This is a genomic window from Streptomyces tubercidicus, from assembly GCF_027497495.1.
GTDB lineage: Bacteria > Actinomycetota > Actinomycetes > Streptomycetales > Streptomycetaceae > Streptomyces > Streptomyces tubercidicus.
Genome location: NZ_CP114205.1, coordinates 2,164,806 through 2,188,930 on the forward strand (window position 1 = coordinate 2,164,806; position 24,125 = coordinate 2,188,930).

Below are 24,125 nucleotides of genomic sequence, written 5' to 3' on the forward strand. Positions count from 1 at the left end.
GCGGGAGGTCTCAGGCGGGCTGGACGGGCTTGTTGTCGTGCAGGGCGATCGCGCGCTGCATCGCCTTACGGGCCCGCGGGGTGTCCCGGGCGTCGTGGTAGGCCACTGCGAGGCGGAACCACGTACGCCAGTCGCCGGGGGCTTCCTCCGTCTCGGCCTGCCGCCGGGTGAAGACCGCGTCGGCCGCGTCCCGGTCGATCCGGCCGCCGGGGGTGCGCTGAAGCTCGTCGGCGGGCAGTCCGCCCTCGGCCTCCAGCACCCGCGACAGCCGGTGGGCGTCGCGGGCGAAGCGGGTGTTGTGCCAGAGGAACCAGCCGCCGACGCACGGCAGCAGGAAGGCCACCGCTCCCATGCCCATGGCGGCCGGCTCGCCGGTCAGCAGGAGGAGGACGCCCTCCAGCGCCACCACGCCGAACACCAGGACCAGCACGGTGGCGAGGAAGAAGTACGTGATCTTTCCGCCCATACCCGTCAGCCCAGATCGAGGAAGTTTTCCAGGCCCACGGTCAGGCCCGGAGTGTCCACCACCCGGCGCACACCGAGCAGGATGCCCGGCATGAAGCTGCTGTGGTGCAGGGAGTCATGGCGGATGGTGAGCGTCTCGCCCTCGCCGCCGAAGAGCACCTCCTGATGGGCCAGCAGACCGCGCAGCCGTACGGAGTGCACGGGGACACCGTCCACGTCCGCGCCGCGGGCGCCGTCCAGCGCGGTGCTGGTGGCGTCCGGCTGCGGGGCGCAGCCGGCCTCCGCGCGGGCCTTGGCGATCAGCTGGGCGGTGCGGGCGGCGGTGCCGGACGGGGCGTCCGCCTTCTTCGGGTGGTGCAGCTCGACGACCTCGGCCGACTCGAAGAAGCGGGCCGCCTGCTGGGCGAACCGCATGGTCAGCACCGCGCCGATGGAGAAGTTCGGGGCGATGAGCACGCCCGCCCCCGGCGAGGCGGCGAGCGAGGTGCGCAGCTGCGCGAGGCGCTCATCGGTCCAGCCGGTCGTCCCGACCACCGCGTGAATGCCGTGCCGCACACAGAAGTCGAGGTTGCCCATCACCGCGCCGGGGTTGGTCAGCTCGACCACGACCTGGGCGCCGGCCTCGACCAGCGTCTCCAGCTTGTCGCCCCGGCCGAGCCCGGCGACCAGCTCCATGTCCTCGGCGGCCTCGACCGCCCGTACGGCCTCGGAGCCGATGCGACCCTGGGCTCCCAGTACGGCCACGCGCAGCTTGCTCATCGTTTCCCGTCTCTCTCTTGGTGTATCGCGGCGCGCCTATGCGACGACGTCGTCCAGCCGGGCCGCCTGCCGGTCCTTCAGGGGGCCGATGACGGACAGCGAGGGGCGGTTGCCCAGTACGTCACGGGCCACCTCGCGCACCTCGTCCGGGGTGACGGCCGCGATCCGGGTCAGCATCTCGTCGACCGACATCTGCTCGCCCCAGCACAGCTCGCTCTTGCCGATGCGGTGCATCAGCGCGCCGGTGTCCTCCAGGCCGAGGACGGTGGAGCCACGCAGCTGGCCGATCGCGCGGTGGATCTCGTCGTCGGTGAGGCCGTGCGCCGCCACCTGGTCGAGTTCGTCGCGGCAGATCTTGAGGACGTCGTGCACCTGGCTCGGGCGGCAGCCGGCGTAGACACCGAACAGTCCGCAGTCGGCGAAGCCCGAGGTGTACGAGTACACGCTGTAGGCCAGACCGCGCTTCTCGCGGATCTCCTGGAAGAGGCGGGAGCTCATCCCGCCGCCCAGGGCGGTGTTCAGCACGCCCATCGCCCAGCGCCGGTCGTCGTTGCGTGCCATCCCGGGCATCCCGAGGATCACATGGGCCTGCTCGGTCTTGCGGTTGAGCAGTTCGACGCGGCCGGCGGTGCGGATGGCGCGGGTGCCGGAGCGCGGCGCCATCGGGGTGGCGTCCGTCCGGTCCAGGGCCCCGGCCTGCTCGAAGGCGCGGCGGACCAGGCGGACGACCTTGGCGTGGTCGATGTTGCCGGCGGCCGTGACGACGAGGTGCGTGGGGTCGTAGTGCTTCTTGTAGAAGCGGCGGATGCGCTCGGGGGTGAGGGCGTTGACGGTGTCGACGGTGCCCAGGACCGGGCGGCCGAGCGGGGTGTCGCCGAGCATGGTGTGCGCGAACAGGTCGTGCACACAGTCGCCCGGGTCGTCCTCGGTCATCGCGATCTCTTCGAGGATGACGCCGCGCTCGGCGTCCACGTCCTCGGCCTCCACCAGCGAGCCGGTGAGCATGTCGCACACCACGTCGATGGCGAGCGGCAGATCGGTGTCCAGCACCCGCGCGTAGTAGCAGGTGTACTCCTTCGCGGTGAAGGCGTTCATCTCGCCGCCGACCGCGTCGACGGCCGCGGAGATGTCCAGTGCGCTGCGCCGCTCGGTGCCCTTGAAGAGGAGATGCTCCAGGTAGTGCGTGGCGCCGTTCAGCGACGGGGTCTCGTCACGGGAGCCGACGTTCGCCCAGATCCCGAAGGTGACGGAGCGGACCGTCGGCAGCGTCTCGGTGACGATCCGCAGACCGCCGGGGAGGGTGGTCCGGCGGACCGTGCCGGCGCCCGCGGTGCCCTGGAGAAGCGTTTGGGTACGGGCGACGGCCCGCCCCTCCGTGGAGGTGCGGGCCGTCGTCCTGTGCGTACGGGACGTCACTTGGCGGCGTCGTCCTTCGCGTCCCCGGCGGCATCCTCTTCCTCGATCACGGGGATCAGGGAGAGCTTGCCGCGCTGGTCGATCTCGGCGATCTCGACCTGGACCTTGGCGCCGACCGCGACCACGTCCTCGACGTTCTCCACGCGCTTGCCACCGGCGAGCTTGCGGATCTGCGAGATGTGGAGCAGGCCGTCCTTGCCCGGGAGCAGGGAGACGAACGCACCGAAGGTGGTGGTCTTGACGACCGTGCCCAGGTAGCGCTCGCCGACCTCCGGCATGGTCGGGTTGGCGATGCCGTTGATCGTGGCGCGGGCGGCCTCGGCGGCCGGGCCGTCGGCGGCACCGATGTAGATCGTGCCGTCGTCCTCGATCGTGATGTCGGCGCCGGTGTCCTCCTGGATCTGGTTGATCATCTTGCCCTTGGGGCCGATGACCTCACCGATCTTGTCCACCGGGATCTTGACGGTGATGATCCGCGGGGCGTTCGGGGACATCTCGTCCGGGACGTCGATGGCCTCGTTCATGACGTCCAGGATGTGCAGACGGGCGTCACGGGCCTGCTTCAGCGCGGCGGCCAGGACCGAGGCGGGGATGCCGTCGAGCTTGGTGTCGAGCTGCAGCGCGGTCACGAACTGCTTGGTGCCGGCGACCTTGAAGTCCATGTCACCGAAGGCGTCCTCCGCACCGAGGATGTCGGTGAGGGCGACGTAGTGGGTCTGGCCGTCGATCTCCTGGGAGATCAGGCCCATGGCGATACCGGCGACCGGGGCCTTGAGGGGCACACCGGCGTTCAGCAGCGACATGGTCGAGGCGCAGACCGAGCCCATGGACGTCGAGCCGTTGGAGCCCAGCGCCTCGGAGACCTGGCGGATCGCGTAGGGGAACTCCTCGCGGGTCGGCAGCACCGGCACGATGGCGCGCTCGGCGAGCGCGCCGTGGCCGATCTCGCGGCGCTTGGGGGCGCCCACGCGGCCGGTCTCACCGACGGAGTACGGCGGGAAGTTGTAGTTGTGCATGTAGCGCTTGCGGGTCACCGGGGAGAGGGTGTCCAGCTGCTGCTCCATGCGGAGCATGTTGAGGGTGGTGACGCCCAGGATCTGGGTCTCGCCACGCTCGAACAGGGCGGAACCGTGCACCCGCGGGATGGCCTCGACCTCGGCGGCGAGCGTACGGATGTCCGTGACGCCGCGGCCGTCGATGCGCTTCTTCTCCTTGATGACGCGCTCGCGGACCAGGCTCTTGGTCAGCGAACGGTACGCGGCGGAGATCTCCTTCTCGCGGCCCTCGAACTGCGGGAGCAGCTTCTCGGCGGCGACGGCCTTGACGCGGTCCAGCTCGGTCTCGCGCTCCTGCTTGCCGGCGATGGTCAGCGCCTGGGAGAGCTCGTCCTTGACCGCGGCGGTGAGCGCCTCCAGGACGTCGTCCTGGTAGTCGAGGAAGACCGGGAACTCGCCGACGGGCTTGGCGGCCTTGGCGGCGAGGTCCGACTGGGCCTTGCACAGCACCTTGATGAAGGGCTTGGCGGCTTCCAGACCGGCGGCGACGACCTCTTCGGTCGGGGCCTCGGCGCCGTCCTTGACCAGCTGGATGGTCTTCTCGGTGGCCTCGGCCTCGACCATCATGATCGCGACGTCGCCGTCCGGGAGGACGCGGCCGGCCACGACCATGTCGAAGACGGCGTTCTCCAGCTCGGTGTGGGTCGGGAACGCCACCCACTGGCCGTTGATCAGGGCGACGCGGGTGCCGCCGACCGGGCCGGAGAAGGGCAGGCCGGCGAGCTGCGTGGAGCAGGAGGCGGCGTTGATGGCGACCACGTCGTAGAGGTGGTCGGGGTTGAGCGCCATGACCGTCTCGACGATCTGGATCTCGTTGCGCAGGCCCTTCTTGAAGGAGGGGCGCAGCGGCCGGTCGATCAGGCGGCAGGTGAGGATCGCGTCCTCGGAGGGGCGGCCCTCACGGCGGAAGAAGGAACCGGGGATCTTCCCGGCTGCGTACATCCGCTCCTCGACGTCGACGGTCAGCGGGAAGAAGTCCAGCTGGTCCTTCGGCGTCTTGGAAGCGGAGGTGGCCGACAGCACCATGGTGTCGTCGTCCAGGTACGCCACGGCGGAACCGGCGGCCTGCTTGGCCAGGCGGCCCGTCTCGAAGCGGATGGTGCGGGTGCCGAAGGAACCGTTGTCGATGACGGCTTCGGCGTAGTGGGTCTCGTTCTCCACCAGGGATATCTCCTCGTATGTGTCCGCTGCCCGTGTGGCAGGGGACCGTCTTCGGTGGAGCGCCGGAACGGGCCGGTCTTCGATCGAAGCACCCGGAGTGAGGCACATGGAGTGTCTCCATGGATCATCCGGGGGCCACTACCGAGGACCGGCGGCCAGATGGCGCTCCTACCGCGTTCGCTTTTTGCGATATGGCACCAGACTACAAAGCTTCCGTCCACCTCGCGGCGGGGCGGAGTCCGGTGCGTATGGCGAAGGGAGCGGCCCCCGGTGGGAACCGCTCCCTCTGCGGCGCATCCTCTGGATTACTTGGCGCCCGCCGCGCCGCGGCGGATGCCCAGGCGCTCGACCAGCGCACGGAAGCGCGTGATGTCCTTCTTCGCCAGGTACTGCAGCAGGCGGCGGCGCTGGCCGACGAGCAGCAGCAGACCACGGCGGGAGTGGTGGTCGTGCTTGTGGGTCTTGAGGTGCTCGGTCAGGTCCGAGATGCGACGGGAGAGCATCGCGACCTGAACCTCGGGGGAACCGGTGTCACCCTCCTTGGTGGCGAACTCGGCCATGATCTGCTTCTTGGTAGCGGCGTCGAGCGACACGCGGTACTCCTCTTGGTTGCGGCCCGTGAGCGCCCCTGGATTTGCTTCACAGGGGATCTTGAGTGACTCGACCGGGCCGTCACACAGCGTACCAGCCAGCAACGGCCCCCCGACCGGGTGGTCGGGGGGCCGCGGGAAAGGCCGGTGAGCGGGGGCCTAGCTGCTGCTGGTGAGGCCACGCACGGTGGCGTACACGTCCAGGACCGCGAGGCACAGCGGCACCAGGGACAGCAGGATCAGGCCGTCGAAGAGGTCGAAGATCCGGCCCCAGAAGGGGGTGACGCCCTTGCGCGGGACGACCAGGCCGACGCCGACCAGGAGGGCGGCGCCCGCCGCGATGCTGCTGGAGAACCAGACCGTGCGGATGTTCAGCGGGCCGGAGTCCCGGAAGCGGGCCAGCTCGACGAAGATCTCCGTCGGCGGGTTCAGCGCGATGCCCAGGATCAGCAGGACGATCGTCAGGATGCCGGCGATGGTCAGGCAGGCGACCTGCGCGGTGTAGTCGAAGAGCCGGGCGCGCAGCATGATCGTGATGCCCGCGGCCAGTGCCAGCAGCTGGGCCCACATGTTGTCGGAGAAGCCGAGGACCGCACCGGCCGAGCCGACGACCAGGGCGGCGCAGCCGGCGACGAGGCCGAGCAGCAGTTCGTGGCCGCGCTTGGCCTGGTTGCCGATCTTGACGAAGTCGACGGACTCGGTCTCGCCGGCGTTGTCGTAGGAGCCCTTGGCGATCTGGTCGGGCGACTTGTAGCCGATGGGCAGCCGGGCGAAACGGGCGGAGAGGCCGGGCAGCCAGGCGACCAGGGCGATGGAGACGACGGCGGTGACGGCGGCGACCTCGATGGGCGCGGCGTCGGTGAGGATCGCGGCGAAGACCGCGAGGGTGCCCATCGCGGCGAGGAACGCGGCGGCGACGAAGGGGGCGTCACCGCGCGGCAGCAGGACCACCAGGAGTGCGGAGGCGATCAGTACGGTCACACAGCCGACGAGGAGGTGCAGCCGGCCGGGGCCGGAGCCGTCCTCGACGGGGAAGATGCCGGAGCCGGCGAGCAGCAGGTGTGGCAGGGAGGCCAGGCCCAGCGCGATGGAGGAGCCGTGGTCGTCGTAGACCCGGGCGCGGACGCCGGCCAGGGCGACCAGGACGATGCCGACGACACCGGCGATGACGCCGGGCAGCCGGTGCATGTCACGTTCGAAGGGGTTCGAGAACCACAGGGCGAACGCCATCATGACGAGCAGCAGCACACCGGCGGAGAGGCCGACGACATGCATGAGGTCGTCGCTCCAGCGGCTGCGGTTGCGCTTGACCGCGGAGGCGACGGCGTCGGAGACATCGTCGAAGACCGGGAGCGGCAGCGATTCGGCGAACGGCTTCAGAAGAAGGAGGTCGCCGTCGAGAATCTGCTGCTGCGCGAGCGACTGCCCGGCGTCGAGAACCGTGCCGTCGCGGCGTACAAGGTGATAGCCGGTCGGGGCGCCCTCCGCCTGGGACTGACCGGAGAGCCGAAGGATCTCCGGGTAAATGTCCACGAGTGCGACGTCTTCCGGCAGAGCCACATCGATCCGTGCATCCGGCGCGGCGACTGTGACCCGGCAAAAGCCGGTGCCAGTGCTCGTGCTCACCTGGCGGTTCCCCCTATCCGTTGGGCGTTTTGTCGCGTCGCGCGCCGTATATATAGAGCCGTCACTACGGGGCTCGGGCACGCTCGCGAGGCGTCAGCGTACCGTCCAATTCAGCGGCTGCCCCACCCACCCCGAGACTCGGCGCTTAACAGTAGGATCAACGCCTGCGTCGGGCCACGTACTTGGCTCGGGGGACCGTCGAATCCAACGGGGGCGGTCCGAGACTGCGAGATGCATGAAGGACTGATGCCTCGGTGAGCGTTGTCATCGTCAAGCGCCCGCCCCGCGCGCTGCCACCCGAAGTCCCCTCGGAGGAGGTGACACTTGAGGCGCCCCCGGAGCTTCCGCGCGAAGGGGATTCGGAGAACATGCTGATGACCCTTATGCCCATGATGGGCATGGCGTCCTCTGCGGGATTCTTGTTCATGGGCAATCAGCCGTTCATGAAAATCATGGGCGGCTTTATGGTGGCGTCCACTCTGGCAATGGCGATCGTGCAGATCGTCAAGGCCCGGCAAGGGCCTTCCGGGCAAATGCTGCAAGAGCGGCAGGATTACCTCAAGTACCTTACGCAGAAGCGAAAAGAGGTACGGCGCACCGCACGAAAGCAGCGGGACGCGCAGCTGTACACCCACCCCGACCCGAGCCAGTTGTGGGCCGTCGTGGCCGAGGGCAAACGGGTCTGGGAACGCCGGTCGGGCGATCCGGACTTCGGGCAGGTACGGCTGGGGCTCGGCCCGCAGCAGCTGGCCACCCCCCTGCGGGCCCCGGAGACCGCCCCGGTCGACGAGCTGGAGCCGCTCACCGCGCATGCGATGAAGGAATTCCTCGACAAGCACGGGCACTTGGACAACCTGCCGCTGGCGGTCTCGCTGCGCGCCTTCTACCACCTGACCGTCTCCGGTGACCCGGACACGGTCTACGGCGCCTCCCGCGCCATCATCGCCCAGCTGTGCACCCTGCACTCCCCCGAGGACCTGACGGTGGCGGTGGTCGCCGCGCCCGGTGCGCAGATGGAGTGGGAGTGGACGAAGTGGCTGCCGCATGTGCAGGACAAGACCACGGACGGCGCCGGGTCGCGCCGGCTGGTCGTCGGTGACCTCGGTGAGGTCGAGGAGCTGCTGGCGGACGAGCTGGAGGGCCGCGGCCGGTTCAACCCGCAGGGCACGCCGGTGTCCGACACCCCGCATGTGGTGATCGTGCTGGACGGCGGCGAGGTGCCGATGGACTCGGTGATCGCCGGGGCCGAGGGGCTGCAGGGCGTCACCATCCTGGAGGTCGTACCGGGCGATCTGGACGAGATCCGGGGCGGTCTGGCCGTGCAGGTCCAGCCGGGCAAGCTGGTGCTGGAGTCGGCCAGCGGCGCGGTCTACCACGGCACCTGCGACACCCTGGCGATCCCCGAGGCGGAGGCGCTGGCGCGTCAGCTGGCCCCGCTGCGGGCGGGTTCCGGTGCCGATGGCGAGGAACCGCTGCTGTCGAACCTGGACTTCACCGACTTGATGAACATCGGTGACGCCGGTTCCGTCGATGTGTCGCGTACCTGGCGGCCGCGCACGCTGCACGAGCGGCTGCGGGTGCCGATCGGTGTCGACAAGGACGGCCAGCCCGTCATGCTCGACATCAAGGAGGCCGCGCAGGAGGGCATGGGCCCGCACGGCCTGTGTGTCGGTGCGACCGGTTCCGGTAAGTCCGAGGTGCTGCGCACCCTGGTGCTCGCGCTCGCGGTGACCCACTCCTCGGAGACCCTCAACTTCATCCTCGCGGACTTCAAGGGTGGCGCCACCTTCGCCGGTATGTCCGAGATGCCGCACGTCGCGGCCGTCATCACCAACCTCGGTGATGACGTCACCCTGATCGACCGCATGCGCGACTCGATCACCGGTGAACTCCAGCGCCGTCAGGAGCTGCTGCGCTCCGCGGGCAACTACAAGAACATCACCGACTACGAGAAGGCGCGTGCCGCGGGTGCCCCGCTGGACCCGCTGCCCTCGCTGGTGATGGTGCTCGACGAATTCTCCGAACTGCTGACCGCCAAGCCCGACTTCATCGACATGTTCATCCAGATCGGCCGGATCGGCCGGTCGATGGGTGTACACATGCTGCTCGCCTCGCAGCGCCTGGAAGAGGGCAAGCTGCGCGGTCTGGACACCTACCTGTCCTACCGGCTGGGTCTGCGGACGTTCTCCGCGGCCGAGTCGCGGACCGCGATCGGTGTGCCGGACGCCTACCACCTGCCGAACGTCCCGGGTTCCGGCATCCTCAAGTACGACACCGAGACGATGGTCCAGTTCAAGGCCGCGTATGTCTCGGGCCCCTACCGCGGTCCCGGGGCCGGCGGCGGTCCCGGCGGGAGCCGGTCCCGGCGGCAGCCGGTGCCGTTCACCGCGGCCCCGGTCGTCGAGCAGATCATCGAGGACCCCACCCCGGTCGAGCCGGTCGCCCCGGAGCAGGACGACGCGCTCGCCGACACCGTCCTCGACGTCATCGTGCAGCGCATGCAGGGCCAGGGCCCGCCGGCACACCAGGTGTGGCTGCCGCCGCTGGACGAGGCGCCGACGGTCAACCAGCTGCTGCCGACGCTCGCGGTCACGCCCGAACGGGGTGTGCACGCACCGGAGTACACCGCGCTCGGCAAGCTCGTGGTGCCGGTCGCGCTGGTGGACAAGCCGTTCGAGCAGCGGCGTGACGTGATGTACCTGGACTTCTCCGCCGGTGCCGGTCACGGCCTGGTCGTGGGTGGTCCGCAGTCCGGTAAGTCCACGCTGCTCCGGGCCGCCATCGCCTCGTTCGCGCTCACCCACACCCCGTCCGAGGTGCAGTTCTACTGCCTCGACTTCGGTGGCGGCGGCATGCTGACCATGGAGGGCCTGCCGCACGTCGGCGGTGTCGCCTCGCGTCTGGACGCCGAGAAGGTGCGCCGTACGGTCTCCGAGGTCGTCGGCATCCTCAACGCGCGCGAGGAGTTCTTCCGCGCCAACAGCATCGACTCGATCGGCACCTACCGCCAGCGGCGGGCCTCGGGCGCCTACCCCGACCAGAAGTGGGGCGACGTCTTCCTGGTCATCGACGGCTGGGCGACGTTCAAGACCGACTACGAGCAGATGGACCCGGTGATCCTGGACATCGCCGCCCGGGGTCTCGGTTTCGGCGTCCACCTGATCATCGCCGGTGCGCGCTACACCGAGGTGCGTCCCGCGCTGCGTGACCAGCTCCTCAACCGCGTCGAGCTGCGGCTGGGTGACCCGATGGAGTCGGAGTTCGACCGCAAGCGCGCGGAGAACGTCCCGATGGGCAAGCCCGGTCGCGGTATGTCCCCCGAGAAGCTCGACTTCCTGGCGGCGCTGCCGCGGCTGGACGGGATGAGCGACCCGGAGACGCTGAGCGAGGGCATCGCGAACCTGGTGTCGACGGTCAGCGAGCACTGGCAGGGCGAACCCGCCCCCGCGGTGCGGATGCTGCCGACGATGCTGCGCGCCAACGAGCTGCCCAAGGGCAGCGACTACCCGGATCACGGCATCGCGATCGGTGTCGACGAGACCACGCTGGCGCCGGCGTTCATCGACTTCGAGACCGACCCGCTGCTGGTCATCTACGGCGAGAGCGAGTCCGGCAAGTCGTCGCTGCTGCGTCTGCTGGCCAAGCAGATCGCCGAGCGGTACCCGTCCGACAAGGCGCTGATGGTGGTCTCCGACTACCGCCGTGCGCTGCTCGGCGAGATCCCCGAGAGCCACATGTACAAGTACTGTGCCGCCGGGCCGCAGTTGCAGGAGGTCATCAGCGGGCTGGCCGGTTCGCTGGGCCGCCGGATGCCGGGGCCGGACGTCACGCCGGAGCAGCTGCGCAACCGCAGCTGGTACGACCTGCCGGACGCGTTCGTGATCGTGGACGACTACGACCTGGTGGCGACCAGCAGCGGCAACCCGCTGCAGCCGCTGCTGGAGTATCTGCCGTTCGCCCGTGACCTGGGTCTGCGCCTGATCATCGCGCGCAGCTCGTCGGGTGCCGGACGGTCGTCCTTCGAGCCGGTGATGCAGCGCACCAAGGAGCTCGGTGCGCAGGGTCTGATCCTGTCCGCCGATCCGGCCGAGGGGCCGCTGATGGGCAACATCAAGGGCCAGAGCCTGACGCCCGGACGGGCCACGTTCATCACGCGGAAGCGCGGTGCGCAGCTGGTCCAGACGGGCTGGCTGCCGGCTAACGGCCGCTGACCGGTACGCACACAACGGCGGTGGGGCGCTCCTTCTGGGAGGGGCGCCCCACCGCCGTTTCTTGTGCCGCGGGCCGGGCGGCTGACCGGCTGACGGCCTCCTGTCAGCCGAAGGCGCCGTGTTGGGTGGCGTCGGGAGCGGGCTGGCCGGGAGCCTCGCCGCCCTTGGTCGGGGTGGCCTTGGCGGGCGCCGGGGTGGCCTTGGCGGGCCCCTCGGCCGTTCCCTTCTTCTCCTGGCCGGCCGCCGGGGCCGGATCCGTGCCGGGGACCGGCTTCGCGACGCCCGGCCCGGTCCGTACGCCCTTGGCGAGGCCCTCGCCACCCCGCGTCCTGGCCTCGCCGTCCTTCGCCGGTCCGAACGGGTCGGGGCCCTGCGGGGCGGTGGCGGTGTCCCATGTGTGCCCGACGACCGGGCCCCGGGACTGGCCCCCGCCCCCGCCGCGCTTGCCGAAGGCGCCGCCGAGGCCGGTGGCGAGCTGGCCGAGCGCCATGAAGCCGTAGGCGACCTCGGGGCCGGACGAGGACGAGGACGAAGAGCCGGCTGAGGTCTTCGCGGGCGCCGCCTCGTGCTGTTCCTCGTCGCCCTTGTCCTCGGGGGGTGCGGCGGCCGCGTTCTCCAGGTCGGCGGCGGCCAGTTCGAAGGCCGGCAGGGAGTCGTCGACGGACCGCTTGAGGCGGTGCCACTCCCCCGCGAACGCCTCACCGGCCGGGCCGTGCCAGTTGGCCGCGGCGGCGGTGCCGACCTGCCGGTCCAGATCGCGGACCAGGCCGTCGAGGTGCTTGCCCATCTCCCGCCAGCCGGCCGCCGCTTCGCGCAGGGCCTCGGGGTTGCGCCGCTCGCTCACTTGACGCTCCGCATCATCTCGACCAGCTCTTCCTCGGCCGCCCGCGTCCGCGTGACGGTCTCCTTGAGGCCCCCGCCGACCTCCGCGAGCCGCTGCTGCAGCTGGACGAGCGCCTGCTCGGCCTGCTCGTACAGCTCACGGAACGGCCGGGCCTCCTCGTCACTGCCGAAACCGTCCCGAAGGGCCTCGGCATCGGCCCGCCGTCTGAATGCGGCCAGTTGCCGGCTCAGTTCTTCCGCGCGTATCTCGAAGACCGCACCGAGCCGGTGCAACTCCTCCGTACTGAGCCGGACTTCGTCGGACATCATTTCTCCCCGAATTTGAATGACAGCTACCTGCCGACATCGCCTCAGGTCTAGCACACCCGCAATAGGCCCGAGGCACTCTCCGGAGCGGGCGGACGGCAAACCACGGAATGCATACGGAGCAATATGCGGCAATACCGACAAGCCCTGCCTTGACGACCTGTTCACCTCCGTCATTAGACTTCAGGACGCCGGTGCAGCACATGCGGTTGCTGTGCCATCACGTTCAAGGGGGCAGGGATGAGCAACGAACGGCAGATCCAGGACGAGGACCTGATGGACGTCGCCCAGGATCCGGAGCAGGCGCACCGGCTGCGCAAGGCACTGAAGGTCCTGGCGGACAACCCGAATGTCGGCGGCAAGCTCCAGGAGATGGCCCAGGAGGTGCTCTCCGGCCGTATCGGCATGAAGGACGCGATCCAGACGCCGGGGTACATGGACGCGCTGGGCGACCGGATGGGCGAGATCCGGCGGGCCGCGGAGAACCAGACCATGGCGGAGCGCGAGGAGTCCCGCGAGAAGTTCGCCGCCTGGCAGAAGGAGCAGGAAGCCAAGGAGGACGCGGAGCGCGCCGAGCGCGACGGCCCCTCGGGCAGCATCGTGACCACTCCGCGGCGCGGCGGCCGGGGCGGCGGTCACCGGGGCTGACCCGGCCCCCGCGAGACCGCACCACCGATGCGGCGAGCGGCCGTTCCTTTCCGCCGCCGAAATCCGTTCAAAGAGTTCATCGAGGCGATACGGAAGAAAGCAGATCGGCCGCCGGATTCAGCGGGAGATCTGCTTCCTTTCCGCACACGGCATTCCCGTTTTCTCCACACCACGCCCAGGGCCAACTCCCGGAACGCACGCCTCTCAGGCCACCTTTGCGCAGTTCCGCGGCAAGCGCCCGTCCTGTGTGTTCCAGTTCCGGCACAGCCGTACCCGCACCGTCCGGCACAGGCGTTCCGGATCATAGGATCGAGCCGGAACAGGCAGGAATCCACAAAGGTGGAGCGGATTGATGGGGACGAGGAAGCCATGAGCGCCTCAGACGAAGGAAACGCCGCAGCGGCCGGATACGCACCTCATCCGTACGTCGGCGGCCGCACCGCGGCGCTCCGCGCGCTCGCGGCCTGGCGGATGCGGTGGCCCGGCGCCCCGCGCGTCATCGTGGTCACCGGGAACCCGGGCAGCGGGCGCTCGCGCCTGGTCACCGGCTTCCTGATGATGTGCGATCGCGGTTTCCGCAAGCGTCTGCCGCTGGGCGACATGGACCCGGCGACCGTGCCCCCGGACCTCCCGCCGCCCGCCGCGCCGAACCCCTCGGGGCGCACCGCGGACCAGCTGTTGTGGCTCATCGCCGACCATTTCGGACTGAGCGCGGACCGCGGTGCGGGGATCTTTCCCGAACTCGCCGCTCGTGAAGAGCCGGTGACGATTGTGGTGCCCGACGTCGACCGGGCCGGACCGGTCCGTGCCGCGGACGAGCCGGCCCGCCTGGTACGGGACGTGCTCAAGCCGCTCGCCGCCACCGAAACGGTGCAGCTGCTCGCCGATGTGCCGCGCGAGCTGGCCGCGGAGCTGGCCGGGGCGCTGCCGACCGGGCAGGCGCAGATCATCGATCTCGACGCGCCGGAGTGGGCCGATCCCCAGAGTCTGGTGCTGCAGGCCGAGACCGCGCTCGACCCCGAGGCCGGGGCGACGGAACTCCCCTTCACCACCGACCCGGCCGTGCGCCGCGAACTCGCCGAGGCCCTCGCCCGGCGCGCGGACGGCAACCGGCTGACCCTCCAGCTCGCCGTGCAGTCGCTGCTCCTGCAGCCCGAGGGCTTCGATCCGGCGGATGCGTCCCTGCTGCCCGGCAGCGTCGGCGAGACCCTCGATCTGCATGCGCGTCGGCTGGGCGCCGATCCGCAGACCCTGCGGCTGCTGCTGGCACCGCTCGCGTTCGCCGAGGGCGACGGGCTGCCCGTCCAGCTGTGGGGGCCGCTGACGCAGGCCGTGGCCGGACGGGACATGAGCCAGGACCTCGCCGACGGCATGCTGCTGACCGCGCCGTTCGTCCAGTCGTTCCTCCAGCCGGTCGAGCAGGCCGGGGACGCGGACGAGGGGGCCGCGAGCGGGGCCGGGACCAGTGCCGGAGCCTCTGGCGGCCGTACGCTGATGCGTCTGCAGCACCCGGGGCTCGCCGAGGAGATCCGCTCCGGTCTGCCGGACGTCCGGGACGCCCAGACCAAGATCGCCATGGCGCTGCTGGAAGCGGTGCCCGAGCAGGACTGGTCCAGGGCCGACCCGTATATCCGCGACCACCTCGCCGCGCACACCCTCGACGCCGGCCTGCTCCCCCAACTCCTCACCGACCCGGGCCTGTTCGCGCACGCCGACCCGGTGGCGATGCGGGCCGCCATCGAGGCCGTACCGCTCGACCAGCTGGGCGCTCCGGCCCGTACGTATCTGCGCACCGCTCCGCTGCTGACCCGCTCCCAGGTTCCCGTCGGTATGCGGGCGGCGTTCCTGGAGACCGCGTTCGTCGAGGACGGGCTGGCGCCGTACGCGGAGGCGCTGCACACCCTCAGCTTCGCCCTGCCGTGGCGCACGCTGTGGAGCGTGCCACTGACCGGCGTCCGCGCCGTGACGACCGGTTCGCTGCCCCAGGAGGGCGGCGACGGCACGGCCCCGGATACGGACGGCACGAGGGCCGGGGCCGACAGGGAAGGACCCGCACCGGCGTCCGGCACGGCCGCGCCCCGCCCCGTGGCCGCCTTCACCGTCCCCGAGGGCACCCCCGGCTCCCGTACGGTGCCCGGCACGGACTGCGACGTCTCCGGGGGCGGCGGCACGGCGCTGCTCGTCCACGATCTGCTGCGGCCCGGCTATGTCGACGCCGACCCGGCACACATGCGGCTGCCCTCCGAGGAAGCGAAGGCGTCAGCCGCCTTCCGTTTCAGCCAGGGCGCCGACTCCCTCCGGGTCTGGACCCGCACCGGCCAGGAGGTAGTGGCCGCGCTGCATTCGGACTCCCCGCTCACCGGCGCCGACCTCTCGCCCGACGGAGTGCTCGTCGTCGCCACCGCACGCGGGGTGACCGCCCGGCAGATCCTCGCCCCGGCTCCCCCGCTCACGCCCACCGTGCCCGCCCAGCGCACCGGCGCCGCCGACTCCGACACTTCCGGCGGCCTCGGAGGAGGCCCCTCGTGACCAACCGGGCGTAGGCACGGGCCGCCGCCGCGCTCTGGCTCACCCCCGAGGGGCGGCCCCGTCGCCGCCCCTCCCCGGCCGTCAGGGGCCGTCAGGGGCCGTCAGGGCAACAGCAGCCAGTCCGAGGCGAGTGCGGCCGCCAGGCCGATGCCCAGCAGCCAGGTGCCGAGCCGGGTCCGCCCGTGACGACTGAGTTCGATCACCACACCGCAGAGCACCAGTGCGGCTCCATACACCCCGACCACCAGCACGGACGTACGCGACGCCAGGCGCACCATCAGCACCCCCGCCATCGCGGCCATCAGCACCGAGGCCAGGACGATGCGTATTCGGCGTGCCTGACGGGGCGTCAGTCCCACGCGGCTCTCGGGGAGGGGCTCTTCACTACCAGCTGCGTCCATGGGCGGGAATGCTACGGGACCGATGATCACCGGGCGGCCCCGATCCCCGGCCCGAGCTTCAACTCACCTTGCACCTGGGCCGGTCGGGCCGCCTCGCCCCCCTGGACCGGATTCCGAACCGAATTCCGAACCGACCGACACCGGGGGGCGCGCAGAGTCAACCCCTCAGCGCACATTCCCCCAAATGATTGATCAGCGACGCACCAATATTTACCCTTCCCTTTCCTTATGCCGCCGCGGGGCGCCACATCCGACGCCGCCCACAAGGTTCATCAGGGCCCCAGATGGGGCAATTCCCCACCACCTCAGCGACATTGACGCATCAGGATTCCCGCCTTCCCTCCACACCCCTCGCTTTGACATACATGCATTCAGATCACCTAATGTTGGGATCACTAAGAACGCGACAAGTATCGCGCGGGACGCACCGCAAAAACGAGGGCAATGGTGGCAGGCAAGGCGTTTGACGTCGACCCGGATGTGCTGCGCACACAGGGCAACGCATTCGTACACATCGGCAGCAATTTCTCCAAGGCGTCGAAGAAACTCCAGGACGATCTTGAGGGCCTTGGCAGCCCCTGGGAGAACTGCGACTTCGGCGATATCTTCGAAACGATCTACACGCCCATCAGGGACGGCATGTTCGAGTCGATGGACTCCCTGAGCGAACGCCTCGAAGGCATCGGCGACAAGCTCCAGAACATAGCCGGCTCCTACACCGCATCCGACGAGCAGGGCATTCACACCATCAGCGCCGTCGGCCGCCCGGCCATCTGAAGCCCGCCCCACTCACACCGGAAGCCGGGCCGGCCCTTTCGCTTGCCGCCCCGCTCCTCGCCCCTGACGCGCCGCCTCCTCCTCTCCTTCTCCACCACCATTTCCACCTCACTCCACAATCGACACCATTGCACGGGGGACGACCGCTGTGTCATTGACGCTGCCAGGCGAAGTAGCCTGGGTCCTGGACTTCCTCGGTTACAACTGGCCGGACGCCGACGAGGACAAGCTCCACGAATGCGCGCAGGTCTGGCGCAACTTCGCCGAGTCGGTCCATCAGGCCTCCACCCAGGGCTCTTCGGCAGCCAATGAAGTCGTCTCCGCCAACTCCGGCAATGCCATCGACGGCTTCTCCCACGAATGGGGTTCCTTCTCCGGCGGCGGGGGCAGTGAGGACAACTACCTCCGCGACGCCGCCGCCGCGGCCGAGGTCATCGCCGTTGCCTTTGATGCGGCCGCCATCGCCGTACTCGCCGGCAAAATCGCGGTCATCGTCCAACTCGCCATCCTGGCCACCGAAATCATCGCCGCACAGGCCGCCGCGCCCTTCACACTCGGCCTGTCCGAAATCGGCGCCGCGGGCGCCACTCAGGCGACCCGCGTGATCGTCCGCCAGATCCTCGACAAGATCAAACGTGAGGTGATGGAGGCGGCCACCAAAGCCATGGAGCACGCCACCATGGACGCCATCAAGAAGATGGCGAAGAAGGCCGTATCCAAGGAAGCCCGCAAGATTGCGGCGGACTATGTGAAGAAGACGGTCAAGGAGACCGTCAAGGACAAGGTCGTCGACCAGGCGAAGGAAATCGCCCGGGACAAGATCGTCGAAGAGGGCAAGGCCAAGGCGCAGGAAGCCGCCACGGAGATGACCCAGAACGTCGCACAGCAGGGCATCGAAGGTCACTTCGGCGCCCGCGACGGAATCAACTGGGGCGAAACCACCGACATCGCCAAGGACAAGGCCGGCGATTACGTCGACGGCATCAAGGAAGGCGCCCAGGACTACAAGGACGGCGTCACCGGCCTCACCGACCCCGGCACCTACATCGACCACGCCAAGGAAGACCTCACCAACCGCGGCCTCGACCATGCACAGCGCCACGTCGACCGCCGCACCGGCGGCGCGGCCACCCGCCACCAGGACGCCACGGACGAGGCCCGCGCGGTCTTCGGCTGAACCGCCCGCCCACACCCACGAAAAGCAATGGGGCCCACAGCCTCCCCGGCTATGGGCCCAACCTCTCTTCCCCTCCCTCAATTCCTCACCCAGGAGCGCGAGAAGACCTCACTGCCCAGGCGGCCGAGTGGGAGGTGCTGACGGGTAAGCACCAGGATTACTCCCCGGCTGCTGAGAGGAACCGAACTGCTGCGGATAGGCCCCGAACTGCTGCTGAGGCGGAACACCGGACCAGCCATACGGGCCGCCGAAACCAGGACCACCAGGCGGCGGCCCCTTGCGCCGCTTCTTCTGCGCAACGACCACACCCACCACAACCCCCAGAACAACCACCACACCAAAAGCGATACCGATCACCACCAGGGGGCTCAAGCTCCCCACCCCCGCGCTCGCGCCGTGCCCTGGAGCGTCCGTATCCGCCCCCGCATCGGTCCCCGCACCGGCAGGAGACCGAGAATCCTCCTTCGGCATGGTGAGCGGCCCGTTCTTCGCCCCGGCAGGGATGTCCTCAGAGAGCGCCCGATACGGGCGAATCACTCCGTAGCCATACTTGGGATCAGGAGACGTAATGCCCGTCTTCCCCTCGGGAGTGATCGCCGTCTTCGTCAGTCGATTGGCGACCTGACCCGCGGTGAGCTTCGGGAACTTCGACCGCACAAGGGCCGCGGCGGCCGATACATACGCCGTTGAGTCGGAAGTGCCCGAGGCCTGCCGATACTTCAGGGACGTTCCGGCGGAATAGATCTTCTCGCCAGGAGCGATCAGACGAATATGAGGGCCGTAGTTCGACAGGCCAAGGACCGTGCCGTCCTTCCCCACCGCCCCTACGCCCAACACACCAGGCGCCGCGGCCGGATAGAGCGGCTTACTCGACCCCTCATTGCCGGAGCCACCAACCAGCAGCACATCCTTCTTGATGGCGTAACTGATCGCCTCCTTCTCCCCCTCATCCAAGCGAGGAGTCACAAAGGACATATTGATGACCTTTGCACCATGATCGACGGCATAGCGAAGCGGGCCATCGATGCTGTTCGCGTTCCCACCGATCTTGTCATTGGTCTTGATGGGAAGAATCTTGGCATCCGGCGCCAGTCCCATGATGCCGTCAGCGTGGTGTGGGCCGTGCCCATGCCCCGCGATCAGGGCCGCCATTGCTGTGCCGTGGTCATCGCCAGATTCATGGTCTGCCGTCCCGCCCTCGTCGGCAAAGCTCTTCCCGGGCAGCACATTGCCCTTGAGGTCGACGTGATCCCCGTTCACACCGGAATCGATGACCGCCACAGTGACGTTCTTCCCGGTCGACTCCTTCCACACCTTCTGCGGATTGAACGCGTCAAGCGCCCACTGCCCATCCCTGATGTAGTCCGCCGAAGCGGCCGGCGCGGCAGTGAAGAGCAGCACGCCTGCCGCCGCCACACCACCCACCGCACGCAGCGTCCGCGTAAAGCCCATGTGGTAACCCTCCCTCCTCAACAGGCTGCGGCCCGCAACTCGAAGCTGCGGGCCGCACCTTGATGAAAACTATTCGAATTATCGCCCAGGCGGCTGCGCGGGCGGCGCCGACGGATACGAACCAGGCGCGCCCGGCTGCTGCTGGTAGGGATTCGGTTGCGACGGATACGGCACAAACCCACCAGGCCCACCCTGCCCCCCGGGCCCACCGTAACCACCGGACCCACCCGGAGGTGGACCATTACGCCGGTTCTTCTTCTTGACCACCAACACCACGATCAGCACGACAACGAGAAGCCCGACCACACCACCGACAATGCCGATGATGACACCCGGACTCATGCCCTTAGCTGCCTGTTCACTGCCCTTGCCGTCACCGGCCCCCTTGCCCGAGCCATCCTTGAGGGCAGGCAGCGGCCCGTTCTCCGACCCAGCGGGAAGCTTCTTGATGAGCGCCTGCCACGGATTGACGATGCCGTACCCGTAGTGCGAGTCGGGAAGCTTCTTCCCCTTCATACTGTCCGGCAGAACAGCGGTCTTCACCATGCGATTGGCAATCTGACCAGCGGTCAGGTCAGGGAACTTGGAGCGGAGGAGGGCTGCTGTGGCCGACACGTAGGCTGCGGAGTCTGACGTGCCGTTGGCCAGCCTGTACGGGTCCTCGACGCCCGCCGAGCGGATATGAACTCCTGGGGCCAGCAGCTTGACATGAGGCCCGTAACTGGAGAACTTCCAGACCTTGAGATCGATGTCCATAGCCCCAACTGCAAGGACACCAGGTACTGCAGAAGGAAGGCGAGGAATGCTAGAGCCAGTATTTCCGGACGACGCAACTACCAGAACGTCATGCTTCCGGGCATGGTCAACAGCTGCCTTTTCAGCAGGTGACGTGTCCTCGTAATCCTCGAAGGACATGTTGACGACCTTCGCGCCGTGGTCCACGGCATACCTCAACGGTTTCGCATAGGACCCCCCTGCGTCGCCAAGGTCAATTCCGACAGGAAGAATCTTGGCGTCAGGCGCCAGCCCCTTCACCCCATCGGCTCCCCCAGGACCATGCCCATGCCCAGCGATGAGCGAAGCCATGGCCGTGCCATGCTCAAACTCCCCGTCCGGGCGATCTGCCGGTCCGCCACCGGAAAGGAAACTCTTACCGGGAAGCACACTTCCCTTCAGATCAGGATGGTTTCCATCCACCGGATCGTCGATAACCGCAACCGTGACACCCTTGCCCGTTGACTCCGTCCAAATGTCGTCAACCCCAAAGACCGTCAAAGGCCACTGGTCTTTCCTGATCTGATCTGCCGAAGCAACCGGCGCGGTGCCGAAGAGCAGCGCCCCCGCCACCACCACGCCACCCACCGCACGCAGCGTCCGCGCGAAGCTCATGTGGTAACCCACCCTCCTCAACAGGCTGCGGCCCGCAACTCGAAGCTGCGGGCCGCACCTTGATGAAAACTTTTCGAATTATCGCCCCGGCGGCTGCGCGGGCGGCGCCGACGGATACGAGCCAGGCGCGCCCGGCTGCTGGTAGGCATTCGGGGGCGACGGATACGGCACAAACCCACCAGGGCCACCTTGCCCCCCGGGACCCCCCGGAGGCGGACCATTACGCCCATTCTTCTTCTTGACCACCAGCACCACGATCAGGACGACGACAAGAAGACCAACCACACCACCGACAATGCCGATGATGACGCCCGGACTCATGCCCTTGCCTGCCTGCTCGCCTTCCTTACCATCACCGGATGCCTTGGACGAGCCATCCTTGAGGGCAGGCAGCGGCCCGTTCTTCGAGCCGGCGGGAATGTTCGCAGTCAGTGCCTTGGACGGCCTGATGAAACCGTAGCCGTAGTGGGGGTCAGGAAGCTTCTTCCCCTTCATGTCATCCGGCAGACCGGCAGTCTTCACCAGACGGTTGGCGATCTGGCCGGCGGTCAGGTCCGGGAACTTGGAGCGGAGGAGGGCAGCGGCGGCGGATACGTACGCTGCGGAGTCCGACGTACCGTTGGCCAAGCGATAAGGGGTCTCAACTCCCGCCGACCGGATATGAAGCCCTGGGGCCAGCAGCTTGATATGAGGCCCGTAACTGGAGAACTTCCAGACCTTGAGGTCAATGTCCACCGCTCCGACAGCGAGAACCCCCGGGACCGCAGAAGGAAGACGAGGAATGCTAGAGCCAGTATTTCCGGATGACGCAACTACCAGAACGTCATGCTTCCGGGCATAGTCAACAGCTGCCTTTTCAGCAGGTGACGTGTCCGCGTAATCCTCGAAAGACATGTTTACGATCTTCGCGCCGTGGTCCACGGCATACCTCAACGGCTTCGCATAGGACATCGTCCCAGCTGCGCCGAGGTCAACTCCGACAGGAAGAATCTTGGCGTCAGGCGCCAGCCCCTTCACCCCATCGGATCCCTCAGGCCCGTGCCCATGCCCAGCGATGAGCGAAGCCATGGCAGTGCCATGCTCATGCTTCCCATCCGGGTGATCTGCTGTTCCCCCACCAGAGAGGAAGCTTTTCCCGGGAAGCACACTCCCCTTGAGGTCAGGGTGACTTCCGTCTACCGGGTCGTCGATGACCGCGACGGTGACACCCTGGCCGGTCGACACCTTCCAGACATCGTCAGCACCGAAGGACCTCAACGGCCACTGGTCTTTCCTGATCTGATCTGCCGAAGCAACCGGCGCGGTGCCGAAGAGCAGCGCCCCCGCCACCACCACGCCACCCACCGCACGCAGCGTCCGCGTGAAGCTCATGCCGTTTAACACCTTCCTCACAGAGTGGGGCCCGCAGCCCGAGGGACTGCGGGCCCCAAGCATGTCCGCCGATTGCTCGACCGGTCATTCCTACTCGATGACCGGGGGAGCCACATTACGCTTGGACGTCCAGGTCTCTTCTTCTTCCACAAGGTAGTCGGGACGGTTCGCGTCCCGACCTCCGCCCTCGCCCCTGGCGCCGGGCGCGCCATGCGCGCCACCCATCATGCCTGCCGGACGACGTCCGCCACCCGAATTGGCCCCGGGCGCAGTTCCCCCTCGACTGCGGTGCAGGCCGGATCCGCCCTGGGCTCCGCCGCTGGCTTTGCCACTGGGCGACCCAATGATCCCGCCCTTCTGCCGCGCTTGGGCACCGCCGGAGCTGACGCCCCCGCCGCCCGCGCCCTTTCCGGCACCACCACCATGTGCCCCAGCCATGCCCGGCATCCCGGCACGGCCCCCCGATTGGCCACCTCCCGGGGTGGTACCGGGTGCGCCACCCTTGAGACCGCCAGGGCCACCACTCTTGAGACCGCCGGGGCCACTGCCCTTCAGGCCGCCAGAGCCGGCGCTCTTGAGACCGCCAGCCCCAGGCATACCGCCCGGCATTCCGGACAAGCCAGGCCCACCGCTTGGGCCACCGCCGCTGGGCGCGTGGAGACCGCCACCACCGGGGCCGCCGCTGGGGGCTTTGAGCCCGCCGTTGGGGCCATCGTGGAGGCCATCAAGGCCAGTCCCCACGCTGGGCCCCTTGGGCTTCAGGTTTCCCAGACCACCGCTGACACCGGGGTGCTTGAGGCTCGGGGAGCTGGGCATCTTAGGAGTGCTACCGGAGTTGCGGGGCCGGCTCGGGAGCTTGAGTCCACCCCCGCCACCCTTCGGTCCGCCACCCGTCGGAATCATGGGGGTGTTAATGGCGCCTGGATCGTTTGACGGGTCCTTTTGGTGGTCGGGGATCTTGTCGTCACGGTTGGCACGCCCTGGCTCCGGCGCCTTCAGCGCCTTCGAGGCCCTCACAAACGACGCGCCCAGCTGCTCCATGGCGATGGTCGACTCGAGCCGAAGCGTCTGCTCATCGTCGAGCCTGTCCTTGTTCGCCTCCAGGAGACCCGTGGCGTCTTCGCCCTTCTTGAGCATTTCGTCGAGGTCATCGTCGGAGATGTCCCATCCCCAGTCATTGAGGTCGCCGAGTTCCCAGGTTTCCTCCTTCATCCTGACCTTGTTGATGGCCGTCTGAAGGGCCTTGCCCGACTCGTCCATGACCCGTGCCGTGTGAGTGCACCACGGTTTCCCGGACTCGAAGTTCGCGATGATCTGCTGAGCCCTCTTCTGGAAGCGATCAGCGGACTCGCCCTGCCAGTGTTCCATCACATCGTCCACAGCCTTGGAGAAACTCTTCTTGTGTGTCTCCAAGGCGTCGGCAAGGTCCTGCCAGTGCTGAGCGACAGAGTAAAGCACGTCGGGATCGGCACCATCGAGCATGTCCTTCAGACCATTGAAGTTGCTCTGGTTGAAGTCCGTCACATGCCGATAGCTCTCGTACCTGTCTTCAGGCACGCCGCTCTTTCCTTCACCCACCTGTGGGCCCCCTTTCCCGTCAGCTGACAATCAACCGATGCACTCGATGTCACATCTTGTTGTCGTGCTCGGCATCGTCGTAGGCTTCCTTCGTCTTCTTGGACTTCTGACCAAAGTCCTCGACCAACTTCTCGATCTTGTCGACGATTTCACTGTCGATGAATTTCTTCATGTCACTGTGAGCCTTGTGCAACATCTCGTGCTCTTCATACTTCTTCCCCAGAACACTTGACGGCAGGAAAGTCCCACTGCCGGCCTTGCCCTTCGTGCCGTCCATGTCCTTCAGGACACCATTCAGCTTCCTGACCACTTCATCCAGAGCGTCAAGATCGACGCGATATTCCTTAGCCATTCCTGGCCTCCCCGTGTGT

19 protein-coding genes are annotated in these 24,125 nt (G+C 68.1%); 5 read left to right on the forward strand and 14 right to left on the reverse strand.

Annotated elements, in window-relative coordinates; genetic code table 11:
• Positions 1-10: 10 nt before the first annotated feature.
• The 6 genes from STRTU_RS09130 to eccD form a co-directional block, all read right to left on the reverse strand.
• Positions 11-466 carry a tetratricopeptide repeat protein gene (locus STRTU_RS09130; protein ID WP_159743080.1) on the reverse strand — a complete coding sequence of 152 codons (456 nt, stop codon included), beginning with the start codon at positions 464-466 and terminating at the stop codon, positions 11-13.
• Between the two features lie 5 nt (positions 467-471).
• Positions 472-1,224, reverse strand: coding sequence for a 4-hydroxy-tetrahydrodipicolinate reductase (gene dapB, locus STRTU_RS09135; protein ID WP_159743081.1), 753 nt, complete (start codon positions 1,222-1,224; stop codon positions 472-474).
• Between the two features lie 36 nt (positions 1,225-1,260).
• The gene (locus STRTU_RS09140; RefSeq protein ID WP_159743082.1) at positions 1,261-2,640 is read right to left on the reverse strand and encodes a M16 family metallopeptidase; all 1,380 of its coding nucleotides are present in this window, start codon (positions 2,638-2,640) and stop codon (positions 1,261-1,263) included.
• Positions 2,637-4,856: a polyribonucleotide nucleotidyltransferase gene (locus tag STRTU_RS09145; protein WP_159743083.1), complete on the reverse strand. Its 2,220-nt coding sequence runs from the start codon at positions 4,854-4,856 to the stop codon at positions 2,637-2,639. Before STRTU_RS09145 ends, STRTU_RS09140 begins: the two co-directional genes overlap by 4 nt.
• Before the next feature lie 305 nt (positions 4,857-5,161).
• Positions 5,162-5,449 (reverse strand): 30S ribosomal protein S15, encoded by a 288-nt coding sequence (gene rpsO, locus STRTU_RS09150; protein WP_006602744.1) that lies wholly within the window; start codon positions 5,447-5,449, stop codon positions 5,162-5,164.
• A gap of 156 nt (positions 5,450-5,605) precedes the next feature.
• Complete coding sequence (eccD, locus tag STRTU_RS09155) at positions 5,606-7,072, reverse strand: type VII secretion integral membrane protein EccD (RefSeq protein ID WP_159743084.1); 1,467 nt, start codon at positions 7,070-7,072, stop codon at positions 5,606-5,608.
• 254 nt (positions 7,073-7,326) lie between these two features.
• Here eccD and eccCa point away from each other — a divergent pair, with 254 nt between their 5' ends.
• Positions 7,327-11,283, forward strand: a complete 3,957-nt coding sequence (gene eccCa / locus STRTU_RS09160) for a type VII secretion protein EccCa (protein ID WP_159743085.1) — start codon at positions 7,327-7,329, stop codon at positions 11,281-11,283.
• Between the two features lie 103 nt (positions 11,284-11,386).
• On the opposite strand, the gene STRTU_RS09165 is transcribed toward eccCa, so the two are convergent.
• Both STRTU_RS09165 and STRTU_RS09170 read right to left on the reverse strand, forming a co-directional pair.
• Positions 11,387-12,127: a WXG100 family type VII secretion target gene (locus tag STRTU_RS09165; protein ID WP_159743086.1), complete on the reverse strand. Its 741-nt coding sequence runs from the start codon at positions 12,125-12,127 to the stop codon at positions 11,387-11,389.
• Positions 12,124-12,432 (reverse strand): hypothetical protein, encoded by a 309-nt coding sequence (locus STRTU_RS09170; protein WP_159743087.1) that lies wholly within the window; start codon positions 12,430-12,432, stop codon positions 12,124-12,126. The genes STRTU_RS09165 and STRTU_RS09170 overlap by 4 nt, the downstream gene beginning before the upstream one ends.
• A 240-nt stretch (positions 12,433-12,672) precedes the next feature.
• Between STRTU_RS09170 and STRTU_RS09175 the strand changes: the two genes are divergently transcribed.
• Both STRTU_RS09175 and STRTU_RS09180 read left to right on the forward strand, forming a co-directional pair.
• Entirely contained in the window at positions 12,673-13,080 is a 408-nt protein-coding gene (locus STRTU_RS09175) for a hypothetical protein (protein ID WP_159743088.1), read from the forward strand.
• Positions 13,081-13,449: 369 nt separating this feature from the next.
• Positions 13,450-15,609, forward strand: coding sequence for an ATP-binding protein (locus STRTU_RS09180; RefSeq protein ID WP_159743089.1), 2,160 nt, complete (start codon positions 13,450-13,452; stop codon positions 15,607-15,609).
• 101 nt (positions 15,610-15,710) lie between these two features.
• Here the strand turns inward: STRTU_RS09180 and STRTU_RS09185 are convergent, their stop codons facing one another.
• Positions 15,711-16,010: a hypothetical protein gene (locus STRTU_RS09185; RefSeq protein ID WP_159743090.1), complete on the reverse strand. Its 300-nt coding sequence runs from the start codon at positions 16,008-16,010 to the stop codon at positions 15,711-15,713.
• Positions 16,011-16,454: 444 nt separating this feature from the next.
• Here STRTU_RS09185 and STRTU_RS09190 point away from each other — a divergent pair, with 444 nt between their 5' ends.
• Together STRTU_RS09190 and STRTU_RS09195 are read left to right on the forward strand one after the other, a co-directional pair.
• Complete coding sequence (locus tag STRTU_RS09190; protein ID WP_159743091.1) at positions 16,455-16,787, forward strand: WXG100 family type VII secretion target; 333 nt, start codon at positions 16,455-16,457, stop codon at positions 16,785-16,787.
• Between the two features lie 148 nt (positions 16,788-16,935).
• Positions 16,936-17,964 carry a WXG100-like domain-containing protein gene (locus tag STRTU_RS09195; RefSeq protein ID WP_167539124.1) on the forward strand — a complete coding sequence of 343 codons (1,029 nt, stop codon included), beginning with the start codon at positions 16,936-16,938 and terminating at the stop codon, positions 17,962-17,964.
• A gap of 108 nt (positions 17,965-18,072) precedes the next feature.
• On the opposite strand, the gene STRTU_RS09200 is transcribed toward STRTU_RS09195, so the two are convergent.
• The 5 genes from STRTU_RS09200 to STRTU_RS09220 form a co-directional block, all read right to left on the reverse strand.
• Positions 18,073-19,416: a S8 family serine peptidase gene (locus STRTU_RS09200; RefSeq protein WP_159743092.1), complete on the reverse strand. Its 1,344-nt coding sequence runs from the start codon at positions 19,414-19,416 to the stop codon at positions 18,073-18,075.
• A gap of 78 nt (positions 19,417-19,494) precedes the next feature.
• Positions 19,495-20,805 (reverse strand): S8 family peptidase, encoded by a 1,311-nt coding sequence (locus tag STRTU_RS09205; protein WP_159743093.1) that lies wholly within the window; start codon positions 20,803-20,805, stop codon positions 19,495-19,497.
• Positions 20,806-20,883: 78 nt separating this feature from the next.
• Positions 20,884-22,176 carry a S8 family serine peptidase gene (locus STRTU_RS09210; protein WP_159743094.1) on the reverse strand — a complete coding sequence of 431 codons (1,293 nt, stop codon included), beginning with the start codon at positions 22,174-22,176 and terminating at the stop codon, positions 20,884-20,886.
• A 90-nt stretch (positions 22,177-22,266) separates the two neighbouring features.
• A complete protein-coding gene (locus tag STRTU_RS09215) occupies positions 22,267-23,754 on the reverse strand; it encodes a WXG100 family type VII secretion target (RefSeq protein WP_159743095.1) in 1,488 nt (495 codons plus the stop codon).
• Positions 23,755-23,803: 49 nt separating this feature from the next.
• On the reverse strand, positions 23,804-24,106 hold the full coding sequence (locus STRTU_RS09220; RefSeq protein WP_159743096.1) for a hypothetical protein: 303 nt from the start codon (positions 24,104-24,106) through the stop codon (positions 23,804-23,806).
• Between the last annotated feature and the right edge of the window lie 19 nt (positions 24,107-24,125).

Excerpts from the sequence above, each read along its gene's own strand:
- STRTU_RS09130 (WP_159743080.1), bottom strand. The coding sequence starts at position 466 with ATGGGCGGAAAGATCACGTACTTCTTCCTCGCCACCGTGCTGGTCCTG.
- dapB (WP_159743081.1), bottom strand. The coding sequence starts at position 1,224 with ATGAGCAAGCTGCGCGTGGCCGTACTGGGAGCCCAGGGTCGCATCGGC.
- STRTU_RS09170 (WP_159743087.1), bottom strand. The coding sequence starts at position 12,432 with ATGTCCGACGAAGTCCGGCTCAGTACGGAGGAGTTGCACCGGCTCGGT.
- STRTU_RS09175 (WP_159743088.1), top strand. The coding sequence starts at position 12,673 with ATGAGCAACGAACGGCAGATCCAGGACGAGGACCTGATGGACGTCGCC.
- STRTU_RS09180 (WP_159743089.1), top strand. The coding sequence starts at position 13,450 with ATGAGCGCCTCAGACGAAGGAAACGCCGCAGCGGCCGGATACGCACCT.
- STRTU_RS09185 (WP_159743090.1), bottom strand. The coding sequence starts at position 16,010 with ATGGACGCAGCTGGTAGTGAAGAGCCCCTCCCCGAGAGCCGCGTGGGA.
- STRTU_RS09190 (WP_159743091.1), top strand. The coding sequence starts at position 16,455 with ATGGTGGCAGGCAAGGCGTTTGACGTCGACCCGGATGTGCTGCGCACA.
- STRTU_RS09200 (WP_159743092.1), bottom strand. The coding sequence starts at position 19,416 with ATGGGCTTTACGCGGACGCTGCGTGCGGTGGGTGGTGTGGCGGCGGCA.
- STRTU_RS09205 (WP_159743093.1), bottom strand. The coding sequence starts at position 20,805 with ATGAGCTTCGCGCGGACGCTGCGTGCGGTGGGTGGCGTGGTGGTGGCG.
- STRTU_RS09210 (WP_159743094.1), bottom strand. The coding sequence starts at position 22,176 with ATGAGCTTCACGCGGACGCTGCGTGCGGTGGGTGGCGTGGTGGTGGCG.
- STRTU_RS09220 (WP_159743096.1), bottom strand. The coding sequence starts at position 24,106 with ATGGCTAAGGAATATCGCGTCGATCTTGACGCTCTGGATGAAGTGGTC.